At 37.5% G+C, this 18,301-nt stretch carries 19 protein-coding genes and 1 tRNA gene; 11 read left to right on the top strand and 9 right to left on the bottom strand.

What is annotated here, in order from left to right:
* Positions 1–57: 57 nt before the first annotated feature.
* Positions 58–1,239 (bottom strand): AIR synthase related protein, encoded by a 1,182-nt coding sequence (locus tag WAO84_RS03465; protein ID WP_340063642.1) that lies wholly within the window; start codon positions 1,237–1,239, stop codon positions 58–60.
* Between the two features lie 277 nt (positions 1,240–1,516).
* On the opposite strand from WAO84_RS03465, the gene WAO84_RS03460 reads away from it, so the two are divergent.
* Positions 1,517–1,930: an RDD family protein gene (locus WAO84_RS03460; protein ID WP_340063641.1), complete on the top strand. Its 414-nt coding sequence runs from the start codon at positions 1,517–1,519 to the stop codon at positions 1,928–1,930.
* 49 nt (positions 1,931–1,979) lie between these two features.
* Here WAO84_RS03460 and WAO84_RS03455 read toward each other — a convergent pair whose 3' ends face one another.
* Entirely contained in the window at positions 1,980–4,166 is a 2,187-nt protein-coding gene (locus WAO84_RS03455) for a glutamine synthetase III family protein (protein ID WP_340063640.1), read from the bottom strand.
* 524 nt (positions 4,167–4,690) lie between these two features.
* On the opposite strand from WAO84_RS03455, the gene WAO84_RS03450 reads away from it, so the two are divergent.
* Positions 4,691–4,822 carry a hypothetical protein gene (locus tag WAO84_RS03450; protein WP_340063638.1) on the top strand — a complete coding sequence of 44 codons (132 nt, stop codon included), beginning with the start codon at positions 4,691–4,693 and terminating at the stop codon, positions 4,820–4,822.
* Positions 4,823–5,079: 257 nt separating this feature from the next.
* On the opposite strand, the gene WAO84_RS03445 is transcribed toward WAO84_RS03450, so the two are convergent.
* A complete protein-coding gene (locus WAO84_RS03445) occupies positions 5,080–6,018 on the bottom strand; it encodes a calcium/sodium antiporter (protein WP_340063637.1) in 939 nt (312 codons plus the stop codon).
* Between the two features lie 177 nt (positions 6,019–6,195).
* On the opposite strand from WAO84_RS03445, the gene WAO84_RS03440 reads away from it, so the two are divergent.
* From WAO84_RS03440 to WAO84_RS03425, 4 genes are all read left to right on the top strand, one after another.
* On the top strand, positions 6,196–6,558 hold the full coding sequence (locus tag WAO84_RS03440) for a BlaI/MecI/CopY family transcriptional regulator (protein ID WP_340063636.1): 363 nt from the start codon (positions 6,196–6,198) through the stop codon (positions 6,556–6,558).
* Entirely contained in the window at positions 6,559–8,265 is a 1,707-nt protein-coding gene (locus tag WAO84_RS03435) for a M56 family metallopeptidase (RefSeq protein ID WP_340063635.1), read from the top strand.
* A 430-nt stretch (positions 8,266–8,695) separates the two neighbouring features.
* A complete protein-coding gene (locus tag WAO84_RS03430; RefSeq protein ID WP_340063634.1) occupies positions 8,696–10,027 on the top strand; it encodes a hypothetical protein in 1,332 nt (443 codons plus the stop codon).
* 48 nt (positions 10,028–10,075) lie between these two features.
* Positions 10,076–10,237 (top strand): SsrA-binding protein, encoded by a 162-nt coding sequence (locus WAO84_RS03425; RefSeq protein WP_340063633.1) that lies wholly within the window; start codon positions 10,076–10,078, stop codon positions 10,235–10,237.
* On the opposite strand, the gene WAO84_RS03420 is transcribed toward WAO84_RS03425, so the two are convergent.
* The 3 genes from WAO84_RS03420 to WAO84_RS03410 all read right to left on the bottom strand — a co-directional run bounded on the left by WAO84_RS03420 (position 10,234) and on the right by WAO84_RS03410 (position 11,853).
* On the bottom strand, positions 10,234–10,746 hold the full coding sequence (locus WAO84_RS03420; RefSeq protein WP_340063631.1) for an adenine phosphoribosyltransferase: 513 nt from the start codon (positions 10,744–10,746) through the stop codon (positions 10,234–10,236). The two genes, WAO84_RS03425 and WAO84_RS03420, sit on opposite strands and share 4 nt — an antisense overlap.
* Positions 10,747–10,821: 75 nt before the next feature.
* A complete protein-coding gene (locus WAO84_RS03415; RefSeq protein ID WP_340063630.1) occupies positions 10,822–11,196 on the bottom strand; it encodes a hypothetical protein in 375 nt (124 codons plus the stop codon).
* Positions 11,197–11,469: 273 nt separating this feature from the next.
* Entirely contained in the window at positions 11,470–11,853 is a 384-nt protein-coding gene (locus tag WAO84_RS03410; RefSeq protein ID WP_340063629.1) for a helix-turn-helix transcriptional regulator, read from the bottom strand.
* A 119-nt stretch (positions 11,854–11,972) separates the two neighbouring features.
* Between WAO84_RS03410 and WAO84_RS03405 the strand changes: the two genes are divergently transcribed.
* Entirely contained in the window at positions 11,973–12,245 is a 273-nt protein-coding gene (locus tag WAO84_RS03405) for a hypothetical protein (protein WP_340063628.1), read from the top strand.
* Between the two features lie 114 nt (positions 12,246–12,359).
* Positions 12,360–12,433: transfer RNA gene (locus WAO84_RS03400), tRNA-Arg, on the top strand.
* A gap of 411 nt (positions 12,434–12,844) precedes the next feature.
* On the opposite strand, the gene WAO84_RS03395 is transcribed toward WAO84_RS03400, so the two are convergent.
* A complete protein-coding gene (locus WAO84_RS03395; RefSeq protein ID WP_340063627.1) occupies positions 12,845–13,762 on the bottom strand; it encodes a mechanosensitive ion channel family protein in 918 nt (305 codons plus the stop codon).
* Positions 13,763–14,614: 852 nt separating this feature from the next.
* Here WAO84_RS03395 and WAO84_RS03390 point away from each other — a divergent pair.
* Positions 14,615–14,980: a hypothetical protein gene (locus tag WAO84_RS03390; RefSeq protein WP_340063626.1), complete on the top strand. Its 366-nt coding sequence runs from the start codon at positions 14,615–14,617 to the stop codon at positions 14,978–14,980.
* Between the two features lie 171 nt (positions 14,981–15,151).
* Here the strand turns inward: WAO84_RS03390 and WAO84_RS03385 are convergent, their stop codons facing one another.
* The gene (locus tag WAO84_RS03385; protein ID WP_340063625.1) at positions 15,152–15,325 is read right to left on the bottom strand and encodes a hypothetical protein; all 174 of its coding nucleotides are present in this window, start codon (positions 15,323–15,325) and stop codon (positions 15,152–15,154) included.
* A gap of 88 nt (positions 15,326–15,413) precedes the next feature.
* Here WAO84_RS03385 and WAO84_RS03380 point away from each other — a divergent pair, with 88 nt between their 5' ends.
* Positions 15,414–15,992 carry a DUF502 domain-containing protein gene (locus tag WAO84_RS03380; protein ID WP_340063624.1) on the top strand — a complete coding sequence of 193 codons (579 nt, stop codon included), beginning with the start codon at positions 15,414–15,416 and terminating at the stop codon, positions 15,990–15,992.
* Positions 15,993–16,034: 42 nt separating this feature from the next.
* The gene (locus WAO84_RS03375; protein ID WP_340063623.1) at positions 16,035–17,177 is read left to right on the top strand and encodes a saccharopine dehydrogenase family protein; all 1,143 of its coding nucleotides are present in this window, start codon (positions 16,035–16,037) and stop codon (positions 17,175–17,177) included.
* 49 nt (positions 17,178–17,226) lie between these two features.
* On the opposite strand, the gene corA is transcribed toward WAO84_RS03375, so the two are convergent.
* Positions 17,227–18,288, bottom strand: a complete 1,062-nt coding sequence (gene corA, locus WAO84_RS03370) for a magnesium/cobalt transporter CorA (RefSeq protein WP_340063622.1) — start codon at positions 18,286–18,288, stop codon at positions 17,227–17,229.
* Positions 18,289–18,301 lie beyond the last annotated feature (13 nt).

Here is an 18,301-nt window from a genome sequence, read left to right as displayed (position 1 = left end):
ATTGCCAACAGACTTTCTAAAACCACGGTAAAAAGCGATTTTAGTCATTTTGTAAAACTACCAGGTAAATGTTCCGTATGAGCTCTTTATGGTAAGCTTTTTGGTTTCTGAAGCTTCTACTCTTCCTATTACCTGCGCATCGATCTCAAAAGATTTTGAAATATCAATAATTTGCCCGGCTATCTCTTCTTTTACGTATAATTCCATACGATGGCCACAATTAAATACCTGATACATTTCTTTCCAGTCTGTTCCAGACTGTTTTTGGATAAGCTGAAAAAGTGGAGGTACTTCAAAAAGATTATCTTTTATAACGTGAAGATCTTCTATAAAGTGTAGTATTTTGGTCTGGGCCCCACCACTGCAGTGAACCATCCCGTGAATATGTTTTAAAGAGCATTCTTCCAGCACTTTTTTTATGACGGGAGCATAGGTTCGTGTAGGAGAAAGAACCAGTTTTCCGGCATTCAGGGGGCTTCCGGGTACAAAATCGGTCAATCTTACTTTACCGGAATATATTAACGACTCAGGAACTGCCGGATCAAAACTTTCCGGATATTTTTCTGCCAGGTATTTTTCAAATACATCGTGTCTGGCAGAGGTAAGACCATTACTTCCCATCCCCCCGTTATACTCTTTTTCATACAAGGCACGGCCATATGATGAGAGTCCTACAATTACATTACCAGACTCAATACGGGCATTATCAATAACCCGGGCTTTAGGCATACGTGCTGTAACGGTTGAATCTACAATAATGGTTCTTACAAGATCGCCTACATCTGCGGTCTCTCCGCCTGTGGCATGTATATGCACCCCATGTTGTGCCATCTCCTGTACAAGTTCTTCTGTGCCATTAATAATAGCTGCTATGACTTCTCCCGGGATAAGGTTCTTATTACGCCCAATAGTAGAGGACAAAAGAATATTGTCTGTAGCCCCTACGCATAAAAGATCATCAATATTCATAACAAGTGCATCCTGTGCAATTCCTTTCCAAACAGAAAGGTCACCGGTCTCTTTCCAATACATATAGGCCAGTGAAGACTTGGTGCCGGCACCATCAGCATGCATTACCAAGCAATGGTCCTGATCTCCGGTAAGATAATCGGGTACTATTTTGCAAAAGGCTTTAGGAAAAAGTCCTTTATCCAGATGTTTAATAGCATTGTGTACATCTTCTTTGGAGGCCGAAACCCCTCTTTGTGAATATCTCTGTCCGGAAGTTGATGAACTCATGATATAAATTTAGTCTTGCAAAAGTAATAAGTATTATACATATGACTATAAAAACTGTCAAAAGCTTTTTTTACCGGAAAAAAAGTAGAATTAAATTGTCTTTTGGATCAAAAAATTTTCAGAAAATTATTCAAGATTACAGTGTAAGAATCGAGTAGTTACGGTTTTATACCATTTTTGATAGCAGAAAGTTAATTTAGCGGTAAATTCTTAATCAATAAGTCAAAATGATTTATATATTTGTAAGCATATACAGTAATCTATTTGGAGTATAAGAATGAATTTAGTAAACGCAAAAAGGATTGTAGCTTTTGTTATTGACCTGCTGTTTATTGTCACTTTAATAAACATTGGCTTTAGTCTGCTTTATGAAAATTACTCTCCTACGAGCTTTAACTTAGGGTGGTTTCCTCCATTTTTTTTACCTGGTGTTTTTCTGGGAGGCTATCTTCTGTACTTCCTTCTTTTCGATCTGATCTTTGAAGGCCAGACACTTGGGAAGTTGGCTTCCAGCATTTTAGTGGTTGAGAGTTCTAACAACCATATTCTGGATTTTAAAAAGCGCTTTATCCGTTCTCTTCTTAAAATACTCAGCATTGTTTTACTCCCATTAAGTATTCTTCTGTTTTTTAGTTGGGGTGGTTTTACCATACACGAGAAAGTATCTGATTCAAAAACCATTCTCAACTAAGCAAAAAAAAGTCTGCCCGAAAGCAGACCTTTTCTAACATCTATTTAATCTATCTGGTGAACAATAATTCTCTGTATTTGGTAAGCGGCCATAAAGCGTCATCTACCAACAGTTCTAATTTGTCTGAGTGGTATCGTATTTGCTCAAAGAAAGGCTTTACCTTAAAGCAGTATGTCTCTGCTTTAAGCTGTGCATTCTCAATGTTGTTGGCTTTTTTACGTTCTTCTGTCATATCATTCACTTTGGAGTTGATCTCTGCAATGTGATAAGAAATAGATTCAATGAGATCTATTTGTTCAGAAGCCAGTTTTTTGAAATCGGCACCAAAAACTTCTTTAAGTCCTCTTACATTCTCTATTAAGGTATTCTGGTAACGTACTGCAGTAGGAATAACGTGGTTCCTGGCAATATCGCCCAACACTCTGCCTTCTATCTGAATACGCATGGTGTATTCATCAAGCTCTATTTCATGACGTGCCTCTACTTCTACCTTGCTCATTACATTCATTTCTTCAAAAAGTGCAATTGTTTTTTTAGAAACCATGGCTTTTAAAGCTTCGGGCGTTGTTTTATTGTTGCTAAGCCCTCTTCGGGCAGCTTCTTTTTCCCATTCTTCACTATACCCGTCTCCTTCAAAACGTATTTTTCGGGAAGCTTTTATATACTCTCTTAAAATATTAAATATAGCTTCGTCTTTTTTGAGACTCTTCTTCTCTATTAGTGCATCTACTTCTTTTTTGAAATCGACTAATTGTTTTGCTACGATGGTATTAAGTATAGTCATTGGATTGGCACAGTTGGATTTGGATCCTACGGCTCTTAATTCAAACTTATTTCCGGTAAAAGCAAAGGGAGAGGTACGGTTTCTATCGGTATTATCTAATAAAACATCAGGGATCTTCCCTACTACATTCAATTTTAGATCGGTTTTTTCCTGAGGAGACAGTTTTCCTTTTGAAACTCCGAGGAGCCCATCCAGTACACGGGTAAGTTGTTCTCCTATAAAAACAGAGATAATAGCCGGCGGGGCTTCGTTAGCTCCCAGACGGTGGTCATTACTGGCGGAAGCGATGGATGCCCGAATAAGTTCTTCGTTATCGTGTACGGCTTTTATGGTATTTATAAAAAACGTAAGGAACTGAAGGTTTTTCATAGGGGTGCTTCCGGGTGCCAGAAGGTTTACACCTGTATCGGTAGCCAGTGACCAGTTGTTATGCTTACCAGAACCATTAATACCGGCATACGGCTTTTCGTGAAAGAGCACTTTGAAATCATGACGATCTGCCGTTTTTTGCATAACATCCATAAGCAGGGCATTGTGATCAACGGCGAGATTGGCTTCTTCAAAAATAGGAGCCAGTTCAAACTGATTGGGTGCCACTTCATTATGACGGGTTTTAACGGGAACTCCCAGTTTCATACATTCTAATTCAAGATCGCGCATAAAACTCATAACGCGTTCTGATATAGACCCAAAATAGTGATCGTCTAATTGTTGCCCTTTGGCAGGAGCATGCCCCAAAAGTGTTCTTCCTGCTAATACAAGATCCGGTCTGGAATTGGCCAGTGCAGCATCTACCAGAAAATATTCCTGCTCCCATCCCAGAGTGGCATTTACTTTGGTTACATTTTTGTCAAAATATTTAACTACGGCGGTTGCCGCATGATCTACTGCCTGTAAAGCTCTTAAGAGAGGGGTTTTATTATCCAGGGCCTCACCGGTATAAGATACAAATATGGTAGGTATACATAAAGTGGTACCGTAAATAAATGCGGGAGAGGTAGGATCCCAGGCGGTATAGCCCCGCGCCTCAAAAGTATTTCTAATACCTCCGTTGGGAAAACTGGAAGCATCGGGTTCCTGTTGCACTAGTTGCCCACCACCAAACTTTTCTACAGCGGTACCATTCCCTATGGGTTCAAAAAACGCATCGTGCTTCTCGGCAGTTGCTCCGGTAAGTGGTTGGAACCAGTGTGTGTAATGGGTAGCACCTTTGGCAAGTGCCCAGTCTTTCATCGCAGCAGCTATTTGATCTGCTATCTTACGATCTATTTTGGTACCGAACTTGGTAGCATTCATGACACTGTCAAAAGCATCTTTGGTCATAAACTGCCGCATGGCAGACTCATTAAAAACATTAGAACCAAAGAGTTCTGAGCGTCTTCCGGTTTCATTAATGGCGACCGGTTTTCTGTTGAAAGTCTCCTGTATCGCCTGAAATCTGATTGTAGGCATAAAACTTTTATTTTTTGTTTTTACAAATATATAAATTTATACTCCTCAATCCATATTTTTTATATTTTACCCTTTTAAAAATAGGGGTATGAGAAAAAAATTAATTATTTTAAACCATATTACCCCCTATTTTTTTAAACTTAACTTAAAAAATATACTTTTTAGTTATGGTTATATATGGCACATAAACCCTTTTATCATGAGAAAAGCAAAACCAGCGTACATTTGGCTGAATGGTTATATGCTCACCCGGAGTTTATAGAAGTAAAACGAAGATTATAAGCAATTTTTTCGAGAAAGATCGAAGATTGTGAAGACGGTCCTTCTACACAACAGGTTCTGGGAGGTTCTTAAAACGGTGGTTACAGCCTGTTTTTATATGTGAAGGCCCACAGCGTAAAAACGGGTATCTGGTGATGTGTAAAGTTTTTAGATATGGATGACTCTCCACATGTTACCAACAGAAGATCCCAGATTGATGATGACAATGATTTCTGATTTGGTTTTGAGCAGGAATATTTTTTATGCGATCCGGAAATCGATCCCCCAGATTTCCTGAAAACGGATATCCGGCACCTCAGACCCTTTATTATGGTTCCGTTGGAGCCCCCAATGCTTATGGGCGCGAGCTCGTTGAAAAACATCCGGATGCCTGACGTGCGACTATGAAACAAAAGCTATTGCAGAATTTACTTATGGAGTCTTTAACCATGGTACGTTCCATGCATATTCACCTAGGTACTGTAGAAAAAGCCTGGAAAGGCTGGCCGGAATATCGAAAGCCGGCTTCTAACGGTTACCTATATAATTGCTGCCAGAATTATAAAGACTGTAAAAACTGTGGAGATCTAAGCATATGCTTAGATCTCCTGATTTTGTAGGCAAGAAACGGTTCGGATACCCGAACCGTCTTTTAACTTAATACGGTAGTATATAAAAATGCTACATATAAGCCCAGTAAAACAATGCCGTCACGCCAACCTAAACGTAACCCTTTTGGCAGAAATACCAAAGGCAAAACGATAAAGGCGAATAATAACATCCAGTAAATATCACTATTGAGAAGTCCGTGGTCCCTGGCTTCTATGGGAGTGATCATCGCAGTAATTCCCAAAACAGCCAGAATATTGAAAACATTAGAACCGATGAGATTTCCCAATGAAATGGCTTTCTCTTTTTTGAGTACAGCTATTACCGAAGCTGCCAGTTCAGGTATGCTGGTGCCTACGGAAACTACAGTAACTCCAATAATTCGTTCGCTAACACCAAATAATTCTGCCATACCCACAGCCCCTGTGATGAGCAGTTCAGATCCGCCCCACAGCACTCCTCCTCCCAATATAAGAAAAGCTACTGTTTTATATAAAGGCATCTGCACATCATCTTCTGAAAAGTCATCGCTAACTGCCCGTTTTTGAAAACGCAGTAAATACACTAAAAATACAAGCAGTAACACAAAAAGGATGGTTCCTTCATGACGTTCCAACACAGCATCATACGCAATAAACATATAAAATAGCCCGGAAGCAATCATCATGACGGGCCAGTTAGTGGTGTAAAAACTACGTTCTACATGTATGGCAGAGAGAATAATAGTTATGGCCAATACGAGCCCTAGGTTCGCTATATTAGATCCCACTACATTTCCAAGGGCAAGATCGGGAAAACCGCTTAGAGCAGAGCGTACGCTTACAATAAGCTCGGGTGCAGAAGTAGCAAAGGAAACTACGGTCATCCCGATAATTATCTTAGGTATCTCAAGCTTTAACGATAAAGATACGGCTGCCTTAAGGAGCCAGTTACCTCCCAGTATTAACAAAACGAGTCCGGCAATAACCAACAAAATATTCATAGATAATTTTTTTGCGAAGATATAGTAAGATTTTAAATTAAAATACAATTTTCAAAAGGTAAAAAGAACTCGTGTTCTGATTTTTTAAAGCTTCAAAAAACTAAAAAAATCGTTAAATAACTATTTTTATAGTTTTAAAACTAGTTTTTTAGTTACATTTGAATAAACATTGTAATCATGCAGAAGCTCACAAATAAAGAAGAAGCCGTAATGAAAGTGCTCTGGCAGCTTGAAAAAGCTTTTGTTAAAGACGTTATGGCTGCTTTTCAGGATGAAAAAAAACCACATTACAATACCCTATCTACCATTATTCGAAATCTGGAAGAAAAAGGATATGTTGCTCATGAGGCTTTTGGCAAAACACACCGTTACTATCCTGTTATATCAAAAGAGGCCTATCGTAAAAAGTTTATCAACTCGGCAATAGAAGATTATTTTAATAACTCGTATAAGAGCCTGGTATCTTTTTTTGCAAAGGAAGAGAAAATTAGCGTAGAAGAATTAAAAGAGATTATTAAACATATTGAAAAGGAAGATTAAATGGAAACTTTTTTTACCTATTTCTTAAAATCGGCGGGCATACTTACTTTATTTTATTTAATGTATGAACTACTGCTTCAAAAAGAAACTTTTTTTAAGGCCAATCGTTTTTTTCTCTTAGGGGGTATGGCCTGTGCATTAGTACTGCCGCTGGTAACGTTTACACGCACGGTTATTGTTGCTGTTCCCAATGTCACCAACACTACCTTTTCTGAAAATACTACAGGCCTACAGGAAACCTCGGGACTTGCCCACTCTCCTGCCTTTACTTTATGGGAAGTAGTTTTTTTTATATACGGTATGGGCGTTCTGTTTTTACTGTTACGTCTTGTACTTCAAATACTCTCTTTCCGGAAGTTAATACGCCGCAGTAATGTATTTGAAAAAGAAGGTTTTAAGTTTGTAGAAACTACTGACCAAACTGCTCCCTTTTCGTTTTTAAGATTTATAGTGTTTAATCCGCTAATGCACAACGAAAAAGAATTACCTGTAATTCTGGAACATGAAAAAGAACACGTGTTACAAAAACACTCGGCAGATATTCTGTGTGCCCATGTTTTTGCGATTTTTCAATGGATAAACCCCTTTGTATGGAGCTATCGCAAAAGTATTGTAAAAAACCTGGAGTACATGGCCGATAAAAAGGTATGTTCACAATACTCATCACAAAAAACCTATCAATATATCCTTATAAAAAATGTTGCCGGGAATTTTCAACTCGCCCTCTCGAATACATTTTTCAATTCATTAACAAAAAAAAGAATCGTTATGCTCAACAAAAACAGATCTCAAAAAAGAAAAGCATGGAAATACAGTCTTATAGCTCCTCTGCTTATAGCGTTTATTGCTTTTTTTAATGTAAAAACCATTGCCCAGGTTCAGGAAACCAAATTAAAGATCAATGGGAAAGCAACTGAAAAGCTGGAAGTAATTATAGACAACCACACGAAAGACAAAGACCTCGACAGCTACCGCGAAAAATTTGCGGAGAAGAATGTGGATCTTAAGTTTTCAAAAGTGAAACGAAATTCTAATGGTAAAATTACCGGTATTAAGGTTCAAATGGATGATAACAAAGGGCAAACGGCCAGTTATAATGTAAAACAGACGGATCCTATTGAGCGTTTTACCATTCGTCAAGATTTTGACAATGAAGGTAATAGCAGGAATATATCTATAGGCAATACGGTAAAATCTTCAAACTATAAAAAAGTAAAGGTTATTACGAGTGATGGGGAAGATGAAATTATTGAAATAATGGGCCCGGACGGCGAAATTGAGGTAATAGATGTGATGAAAGTAGTGAATGATGAGAATGAGAGAGTAAAAAAGGTACGTATCGCTACTGCCTCTGGCGGTAATGCTAACTCGAAAGCTGTAATTGTTGTAGATGGTGATGTTGTTACTGAAGAAGAACTTATTAATTTGGAGACAGATAAAATCTCACACATAGAGGTCGCAAAAGGAGAAAACAAAATAAAAGTTTACACCAAAAAAGACCAAGATGAAAATGCGGTTATGATCCACACTGATAAAGAGAACCATAAACTAGAATTAAAAGGTGCTGATGATGCCATTTTTTTTATCAATGGCAAGGCATCTGCCAGAAAAGCATTTGAAAAATTGGATCCCAATACTATTAAAAGCGTTAAAATCATCAAAAAGGAAAACGAACAGTCTGTTATTGAAATAACTACCAAGAATTAACGTTAGTTATCTTTTTCCACTTGCGAAAAGCAGCACCTGCTAGGTGCTGCTTTTTTATTATCAACGTGTTTTCTTTCATTTTTTTTATGGCTTTTTTACTTTACATACTGGTTTGCCAACTGCACTAAAAAAGAGGCAAAAACAATCCCGGTGTAAAAATAAAACGCCCGCCCTATATAAAATAAGGGGTTTTGGAAATAATCCATAAAAATTGTAGCTTAAATAAACATACTTCAAAAAGTAGTATGGAGTTTTGTTTTTTTCGGCCGATAAAAGCATTCCACATTTCAAAGTATGGTAAACTATAATTATGAACCTTTAAAAACTTTTACTGGAAATGATCGCTATTGCAAAAACCATTATTGAATTTATTGTTCAAGTCATCATTTATGTGATTGTTACTTTATGAACCTTTTAAAACTTTACAGCCATGCTAACATTTTTAGGAATTAGTATTATCATTATCGGTGCCGCAACTTTACTTGCCGGCATTATGTTCAAAGACATAAAAGCCTTACGTTGGTTTACACCCAAAAGAAGCCTGCAACTGATAGGACTGGGTGTTGTTTTAAGCGTAGTAACAGGAATGTTCTTTTACGCAGAGCCGGGGACGGCTTATGCGGTACAATATCCCTGGGGAGGACAAAAAGCTGTTTTTCGGCAGGGAATCAACACTAAAATGTGGGGCAGGCTCATCCCTATCCAGTTTGAGCTTCCTATAAAATATGTAATCCCCAATGGAGAGGGAGAATTGGGAGAGCAAAGCAAGTATGCGTACGCCCAGGCTGCTAATGAGTGGGAGTTTAACGATGCGGTAAAAGGCAAGATCGCTACTTCGGTAGTTATTGGGATTAATATAACAGATCAAAACCAGTTCCTTTCGGTAGCAGACCGTAATAAAACAGAGCGCAATCTGGTGTTTTCCCGAATTATTCCCAATATTGATCAGGCCATTAAGAATACTTGTAAACTTATGGCTGCCCAGGATTATATTTCGGGACAGGCTGCTGACTTTGACCGATACTTTCAAGACCAGCTTGAAAACGGTATGTATGTACTCGAAGAGTACACCATTCAGGAAACTCCTGAAATTATTGGTGACAGTGCCACCATTCGAAGGATCTCAGGGCAGGAATCTAAACAAAAGCGGTACCGCATTAAACATATAAACGGAGAGCCTGTACGTGTTGACGGAAACTCGTTACGGTCTTACGGCCTCTCGGTGATACAGGCGGTAGTGAATGAAATAGACTGGGAGCCTACCTTTGACACCCGCCTGCAATTACAAAAAGAAGAAGTTGCGCAAACGCAACTGGAGAAACAACAGGCAGAACGTGAGTTTTACCGGGCCCAGAAAGAAAAAGCGCGAGGAGAAGCAGAAAAAGCAGCAGAGCGTGCGCGCCTTGAAAAAGAGCAGATACAGAAAACCATTGAAGCAGAGACCAAAGCCAAGGTTGCTGAGTTTAACCTCATTGAAGAACGTAAAAAATATGAGGTGGCACAATTTAAGGCTAAGACTAAGAAAACACTGGCCGATGCACAGGCGTATGAAAATGCTAAACTGGTAAATGCAGGGCTTACACCACAGGAAAGAGCTGAGTGGGAGTACAAAACTGCCGTATATGTAGCACGCGAGCTCAAGGAGCTAAGATTACCTGAGATCTTTATCAACGGTCAGGAAGGCTCAAAAAATGGTAATACGCTTCTGGAATCGCTTATAGGGGCCGAACTCGCCCGTAATATGATACAAAAACAGGAGTAGCTTAAAAAACTCCGGCAGGGCTGCCGGAGTTTTTGTATTTTTACAAACATGGGTACTATTAAAAAGCGTGTATTTAAGTTTCTGGCCAGGATCAACAAACAGGTACTCCCCTCTTATTCCAAAAAACGGCTAGACCTTACTCAGGCCACCAAATTTCAGATGTTGGTGATTGCATGGAAATGGTATGTTACGCGAAATACATTGGATTAATATGTGATCAATGACTTTACTTCTATCCCCTCCAGTACTTCTCTCCCTTTAAGCTCTGTGAGTTCCATTAGAAAGTTACACTGTATTATCTTACCCCCCAGACGCTCTACTAATTTACATACGGCTTTTGCCGTACCTCCCGTAGCCAGTACATCATCATGTATCACTACTCTTTCTCCTTTGCTTATGGCATCTTTGTGCATTTCCAAAGTACTGTTTCCATATTCCAACGTATAACTTTCAGATATGGTTTCTCCGGGCAGTTTGTTACTCTTTCTAACCGGTACAAAACCTGCATTGAGCTCCTGAGCCATAAGGGTAGAAAAGAAAAAGCCCCTACTCTCCATCCCTACTATTTTATCTACTTTTCGGTTGCCAATTAGGTTTAGTAGTGATATGGTAGCAAACTTAAATGCCAAAGGGTTGTTGAGCAGTGGTGTAACATCTTTAAAATTCACTCCTTTTTTAGGAAAGTCTTTGATCTCTCTAATGTAAGTGTCCAGTTGCATAACAAATATTTTTTATACAAATTTAACTATTCATTAGCAGAATGAAAAGTACCTTTTACAAGAATTGGAAAGAAGTTAACGTGCCAGTTTATCATGGTCACTCATAGTCTCTTCCTGAATAATAGACCTGAGCCTTTCACTTACCATGGGGTGATCCAGATACGATACTATAAAACTAGCCAGGTCATCATAGGTGTAATACCGCTCACTAGGCTCAGACACCTTTCTCCCGTTTGGGAGCAGCATCTCTCCCTCCCCTTTCAATAGCCATATAGGGTTTAATTCAGGATAGGTATCCAGCATACGCTCTAAAACATCACTTCCAATGGAGGCGTTTGCTTTAATTTGACGGCTCATATACCCTTTACTCATACCTATACTTTCATCAAAACGCCGCAGACTTAACTCTTTATGCTCAATAAATTTCTTAATTCGATCTACTATTTTCATATAAAACCACATTGGGTAGTCAAATATACTAATTATATAGACTATAGTTTACAAAACTATTAGTTATTTTCTCGCAATTTAATAATTAATCTATAAACACTATAACTATATCAGCAGATGTCTTTCATTGGCAATCAACAAAAATGGTTTGGATTCAGGGATATAGGATAAAAAAACACGTAATTACCTATGGAAAAATGATACTTTCCTTCTTGGTAACAGTATAAAAATCTAAAGGTGAATAGTACTCATAATGGTATTATAACAAAATACTTAAGGATCTGAAGGATCATTTTTACTTACCTGGTTGTCTATTATATGACGAAGTTTATCGCTTACTACCGGATGGTCAAGATACATGCTAATGGCCTTGGCCATAACATCTTCTCTTTGGTATATGTTATGCTTATCAAAGTCTGTAGGCCCTAAAATATCACTACCTGGTGAAAGCATAGCCCCTTTACCTTTCAACAACCACACAGGATTGAGTTCGGGATACGCATCAATTATTTTCTCAAGGACATCTCCACCTATGGAAGCATTGCTTTTTATCTGGCGGCTCATATAGCCTTTGCTCATGCCAATAGATTCATCAAAATTACGAAGGCTAATATTTTTAAACTCAATAAATAGCTTTATTCTGTCAACTATTTTCATAAAAAATCTAAATTAATCTACGAAAATCTTGATTTTATAGATTATAATTTATAATTTTGTTTTCGTATTATCTCGCAATTTAATAATTAAAATATAATTCTTAATATAGTTTTGGTAAAATGATTACAGACGTACAACGTGTTAAGTTAAAGATGCTTCTTAAAGGCAATTATATTTCAGATGTTAAAAAGAAACTGGCCTCCCGCAATATCTTAAGTAAACGAGGAAATCCTTACAGTGATAAAATGATAAGTCATGTTTTTAATGGTCGTTATGAAAACTCTGCTATTGAAAAAGCTATCTTGGATGTATACAAACAACGAGAAAGGCAAATACAACAAGAACAGCGTTATAAGAACAAAATATTGGGTATTTCTCCAGACGAAGCATAAGCATTTGCTCCCCAAACCACCTGTCAAAACATAATTTCTTAGGTTTTCATTTGTAAACACCCAGAAAATGAAATATATTTGCACCCGCAAAACAGGAAAGTTTTGTCAGGTTTTGGCCTCGTGGCGCAACTGAATAGCGCATCTGATTACGGCTCAGAAGGTTGCAGGTTTGAATCCTGCCGAGGTCACTTAAAGCAAAAAATCCATCACTGCAGTGATGGATTTTTGTTTTTATGGAGAACTTGAATCAAAAATCCTAAAGTTCGGAGCAAAAATAAAATCAATTGCATGGCAATTGGATTTTCTATTTTCAGGCGAGAACACAAAGGAAGTGTACTGCTAATCCTGTCGAGGTCACAGCAAATAAGAAAACCATGCTTATGACATGGTTCTTTATTTTTATAAAAAAACAAACCTCGTTTAAGGTTTTGGAATGAGACAGGGAACACAAGTGATCGCTCGTGGTTTCTTATTCAAAACAGTGATTTTATTCAGTATCTTCTGTGAAAAGCCTGTAAGGTCTCACAGTTTGAAGGTATTTCACTGCAAAACTCCCGCAAATCGCGGTTTTCCGGACATGTTCTGCCGAAAATTTAAACTTATATTTCCTGATCTTTTTTCTGTACATTTAAGTTCGGGATCCTGATCACCTCAATGGTGGAGGATGCCAAAACAACTTTTCCTTTGGTTTTTTCAATTTCATTCCCTATTAATTCATTCAAAAGATGCTTGGTATGCCTCCTTTTTTTATAATCTACAATATATCTCAAATTGAACTCCATCCAATTGTCTGTCATGGTAATAGCTAAGGTAGGCTCTACCTGGGCATCCTCAATGTAATACCGGGCTACAACGTTTTTCCATTTCGAGACGGATTGTGTGACATATTCAGATAAGTTTTCTGTGGCTATCCGGATTATAATTTTCTTTGCCAGCTCAATATCTGATCCATACCTGATAGGCACATTAAATTCATCCCATATAAATGGAAAATCACGAGAATAGTTATAAATGGGCCCTCGAAAAACAAAAGCATTACTAAGTTTTACTATCCTTCCGCTATAATTGTCACTACTAACCCATTCCCCTATCTCCATCATGGTGGTATAAATACTATCTATATCAATAACATCTCCCTTGATTTTATTTATTTCTATTCGGTCACCCGGCGTATAGACCTTTACCAAAAAGATATAAATAGATCCGGCTATACTCAAAATTAACTCTTGAAGTGTAATGGTTATCCCTGCAGTAAAGAGACCAATTGCCAAACCAAAATCTTTGATATTTCCGGTAAAATAGGAAATGGTCAGAAAAATCAGAATAAGGTAGCCTATGACCTCAATTCCTTTCTGCGATTTATATCTGGTATTGGTATCGGGTAAGTTCTTACGAAGTAATTTTCTTAAAAACTGGACAATGGCCACAATAAAGACTACCCATATCAGGTATTTCAATACAGATGTGGTTATGGGATGCTCTTCCAACCATTTCTGGATAAATTCAAGTGATTTCAAAGTTGGTCATTATTTGCTTTATAACAAAAACAAAATTACAGGTGTTTATTAAATTATAGTATGACAACCATCAGATAAGCAAATAATTTTCAGATAATTATAAGAATGTATTCTGGAATTCTTAAAACCTGAACGGGCTTCAATAAAACATAATAACGGATGATTAGCCGGGTAGCTTTGGTGACATGTATCTTATTATTAGCTATTTATCTGTTGATCTTCAATAGAAAAACAGTTTTGCCAACCCACTAAAATTATACAGTGGATATGGTTACAGGACTTTTCTCATTAGAAATTCACCAAATCGAGAAAAAATTACTTGTTCTTAACTCCAGTGTACTGAACTCTATAGTAGCTGTGCTTAATACATAACTAGACAGCTAATAGATTTTCTCTGAATGTGGACAACTTCTTTGTTGTTGTTTTATAATGGACAAAAGTTCTTTACAAAAAAACAGCGTAAAAATGATTACCCTACCGTTCATAACTTATGTGAGGATAGAAGTTACTTGATTTATTATTTACTAAAGACAGCCTTCCTGCTATTCCAGCAGGAGCCATAAACCCCTTTTACTTTATGTTATGAGCTTTGGCCTTAGGCTGTTACCCTTCACTTTTACAGATCTCCGGAGTGGTTCTCACTCTTCTCCATAAAGCTTTCACTGCTTCTAGGCATTCTGGTGTCTTTACTAGATAAAAATCTATCCTAAGGAGTGACCCAAACTTCAGGATGGGGTCAAAAGCGGTAAAAACAATCATATATCGACCATTGTATGGTTAACATCAAAAGCCAGGATTTATGCGAGTATATGAATTGAAAAATAAATTCTATAACCTGTAAAAAATTTAAAAATGAAAAAATTTAAAAAAGTACTGGTCCTTACCATGACCATTTTGTTTGCCTGCAATACCATAGCGGCACAGGATAATGAACAAATTGATGCAGATACCATAACCACTATTACTGCTACTTATGATGGATTTATAACTGGTAGCTATAGTTTTCTATTCCTAAATGATGATGGTGAAGAGGAAAGCATCTTTTTTGATTATGCCAGTGACAGTGTTCTGGAAATGTTTGACCTTCAATCTAAAAAGTTTGAAGGAAAAAAATTTGAGGTCACCTACAAGGAAACTATTGTAGTTGAAGAGGATGAGGACGGCGAAGAAATTGAATACACAAAAACCACTATTATTTCCCTGAAACCTGTTCAATAACGAAGCGGGGCGACTTAAAATGTTGCCCCTTCGAAAAAATGTCATCTTCTAAAACAGGCTTTTATAAGCATCTTGCCTATTTATTTTTATAACATTACCCTGTTCGGCAAAAAGACAGTTATTGATTAAAAACATTAACTTGTAGCATGCTTTGAAAAAAGTATTGGTTAGTTACCATTTAATAGCGGGAATGGTGTATAGATACTCTTTACAGGCCTTAAGGAAACACAGCAAAGCCAAATTGGGTTCGTACAAAACATTTGATGTTTTTTTAAACCATACTTTAAAAACAATATCCCTAAGTTTCCCAAAGAAACCTGCAAACAACGCATGAAAAAAGTTCATAGAATGGTACTTTTGGTTTCTAAAAGAACTAAATTCAAGTGGATGCCTCTAACCAAAGTCTATAAACCATTATTGAAAAAATAATTTGATGAAAAGAATACTTTACTACCTATTCCAGGGCATTTTGTACATTGCCCCTCTGGTTATTACAGCTTATGTACTGTACAGGGTCTTTATGTTAACAGATAGTTTGCTACAAAAAACCCTGACAGAATTCTTTGATGTCAGCATACCCGGATTGGGTGTTCTAACATTACTCATTTTATTGGTTTTGGTGGGTTTTTTGGGAAATACAGTAATTGCCAAACCCTTAAAAAAATTATTTAGAAAAACCCTGAATACGGTTCCTTTGCTTCGTTTTGTGCATTCTGCGCTAACTGATCTATTCTCGGCTTTTGTTGGCAAAGAAAAAAAGTTTAATAAACCTGTATTGGTAAAACTGCACATGCATTATGAGCTTGAAAAATTAGGCTTTGTAACTGAAGAGGATCTGGGCTTTCTGAAGCAAGAAAACAAAGTTGCTGTTTATTTTCCACATTCTTATAATATTTCAGGAGAACTTGTTATTGTACCTAAGGAGAATATAACCTACCTTGACATTTCATCCAGTGAGGTTATGAAGTTTATTGTTTCGGCAGGGCTTATAGGTCAGGAGCACCAGGAATGAGTATTTTTTAAAGTATCTTGAAAAACCAATCAGTAATTAAGCATGAACAAACACTTTAACATAATTATAGCTGGAGCAGGTGGTATTGCAGAAGCGGTTGGGCTTATTCTTGCCGAGCGAAGCAAGGTTTCCCCTACTGTTTTTATTGGCAACAGAACCTTATCTAAAGCTCAAGGTATTGCTAAATGGATTGAGAATGGCACCTCTAAACCTTGCTCGGTGAAGGCATTTGAACTCAACCAGGATAAACTAAATCAAGAGGCAAAAGCTATATTACGGCAAGGTGATATACTCCTGGATTGTCTTCCCGGAAGCCTTGCTCCCCAAATAGCGCAATATGCAAAAGAATATGATTTGCATTATGCCAACCTTACGGAGTATGTAGATGAGACCAATCAAATATTGGCTTTGGCCAAGGATGCCGAAACAGGTTTTGTTTTGCAAACAGGACTGGCACCCGGATATATCAATGTATTGGCACATAAAATGTTTCAGGATTTTTGTGATGATTTTAAGGTAAATAAAGTAGATTACCTGGGTTTAAAAGTGGGGGCATTGACCAACCATGCAGCTTCTCCGCACTTTTATGGGTTTACTTGGAGTCCTGTAGGAGTTGCAACAGAATATGTAAAAGATACCCTAGCCCTGCGCAATTTCCAAAAAACTACTTTGCCTTCACTGTCCCAAAGAACACATCTTATTATAAACGGGGTTGCCTATGAAGACGATTTAACCTCCGGAGGCGCAGCTGATCTGCCTGATGCACTAGCCGGTAAAGTACGTACTCTTGATTACAAAACATTGCGCCATCCCGGTCATTATGAATGGGTAGCAAACCAGATAAAAGGTATTAGCCCTAAGGAAGATGTTATCACGGCCTTGCAGCATGTAATGGAGGAAAAAATACCACACGTAGAAGATGATCAAATTATACTGTATGCGGCTGTAGAGGGAAAGGACTCCTCAGGGGTGTTAAGAAAGCGAGAGGTTTCAAAACAAATTTTTCCTCAGTTAATAGGCAGGTACCGTTTACGTGCCATTCAGGCAACTACGGCCGTACCTTTAATACAATCTGCCCAGCTATTGCTGGAATCAAACCTTAAAGGGGTGGTCTTGCAGAGTAAGATAGATCCGGATACATTCTTGAAAGGAGATTTTGTAAAAAGCGTTTATGGAAACGTGTGATACAAAAAACAATTATGAAGTTGTTCTTAATTAATAAAAAAATTAAATCTTATAACCACTTCCTGCGCTTGAAAAAATAGATAAGCCCTACAAAGATGATAATCATAACACCCCATAAAACAAAATAACCGTACCTGAATTTGAGTTCTGGCATGTTCTCGAAATTCATGCCGTAGATGCCTGCCAAGAAAGTAAGAGGAATGAATAAGGAAGTAATAATAGTTAATACTTTCATTACCTCATTCATTTTATTATTTATAGTGGTCAGGTAGATATCCATCAAACCCCAGATCATATCCCTATACATATCAATATTCTCGGAAACCTGTATGATATGGTCATACAAATCCCTTAGGTACAACTGTGTTTTTTCAGATATAAATTTGTGGTCACTTTTTTCGATCCTGCTCACTACCTCACGCAATGGTAACACTGCTCTTCTTATTTTTAGAATTTCTTTTTTCAGATGTTGTATCTCATAAGTAATATCATCATCTGAACCATTTTCAAACAGCGAATCTTCCAGGGTTTCAATCTTATCACCAACTTCTTCAATAAGCGTAAAATAACTATCTACCGCAGCATCCATAAGGGCATATAAAAGATAATCTGAACCATTGGCCTGTATGCGTCCTTTGGAATTTCTAAGCCTGTTTCTCACCGGGTCGAATACGTCCCCATCGGCTTCTTGAAAAGACAACACAAAACCATCTCCCAGAACAAAGCTAACGTGCTCAATATGCAATCGTTCCTCCGGGCTATAGTGAAGCATTTTTAGTACCACAAATAAATAATCATCGTATTCGTCCAGTTTTGGACGTTGATGGGTGTTGGCGATATCTTCTAATATCAGAGAATGTAGTTTACAATATTCACCTATCTTCTCAATAGTATCAACATGGTTCAGGCCATTGATGTTGATCCATGTAATAGGTTTGGAATCTATATACTTAAAGGTATCTTCTATGACATTTAACTCTTTTTCTTCGAAGAAATCCTTATCGTAATCAAACACATTTATAAATAGTTCAGTGTTTTCTTTACTACCGGTATAAATAATGGTTCCCGGAGCCTGACCTAAACCTTTCTTTATGTTTTTTGATTTTCCCATTGTTAAAGGATAA

Origin of the sequence: Ascidiimonas aurantiaca (assembly GCF_037646345.1) — a bacterium.
Classification (GTDB): Bacteria; Bacteroidota; Bacteroidia; order Flavobacteriales; family Flavobacteriaceae; genus Ascidiimonas; species Ascidiimonas aurantiaca.
Note: the sequence above shows the minus strand (reverse complement) of the source record. Positions and strands in the feature narration are given on the sequence as shown.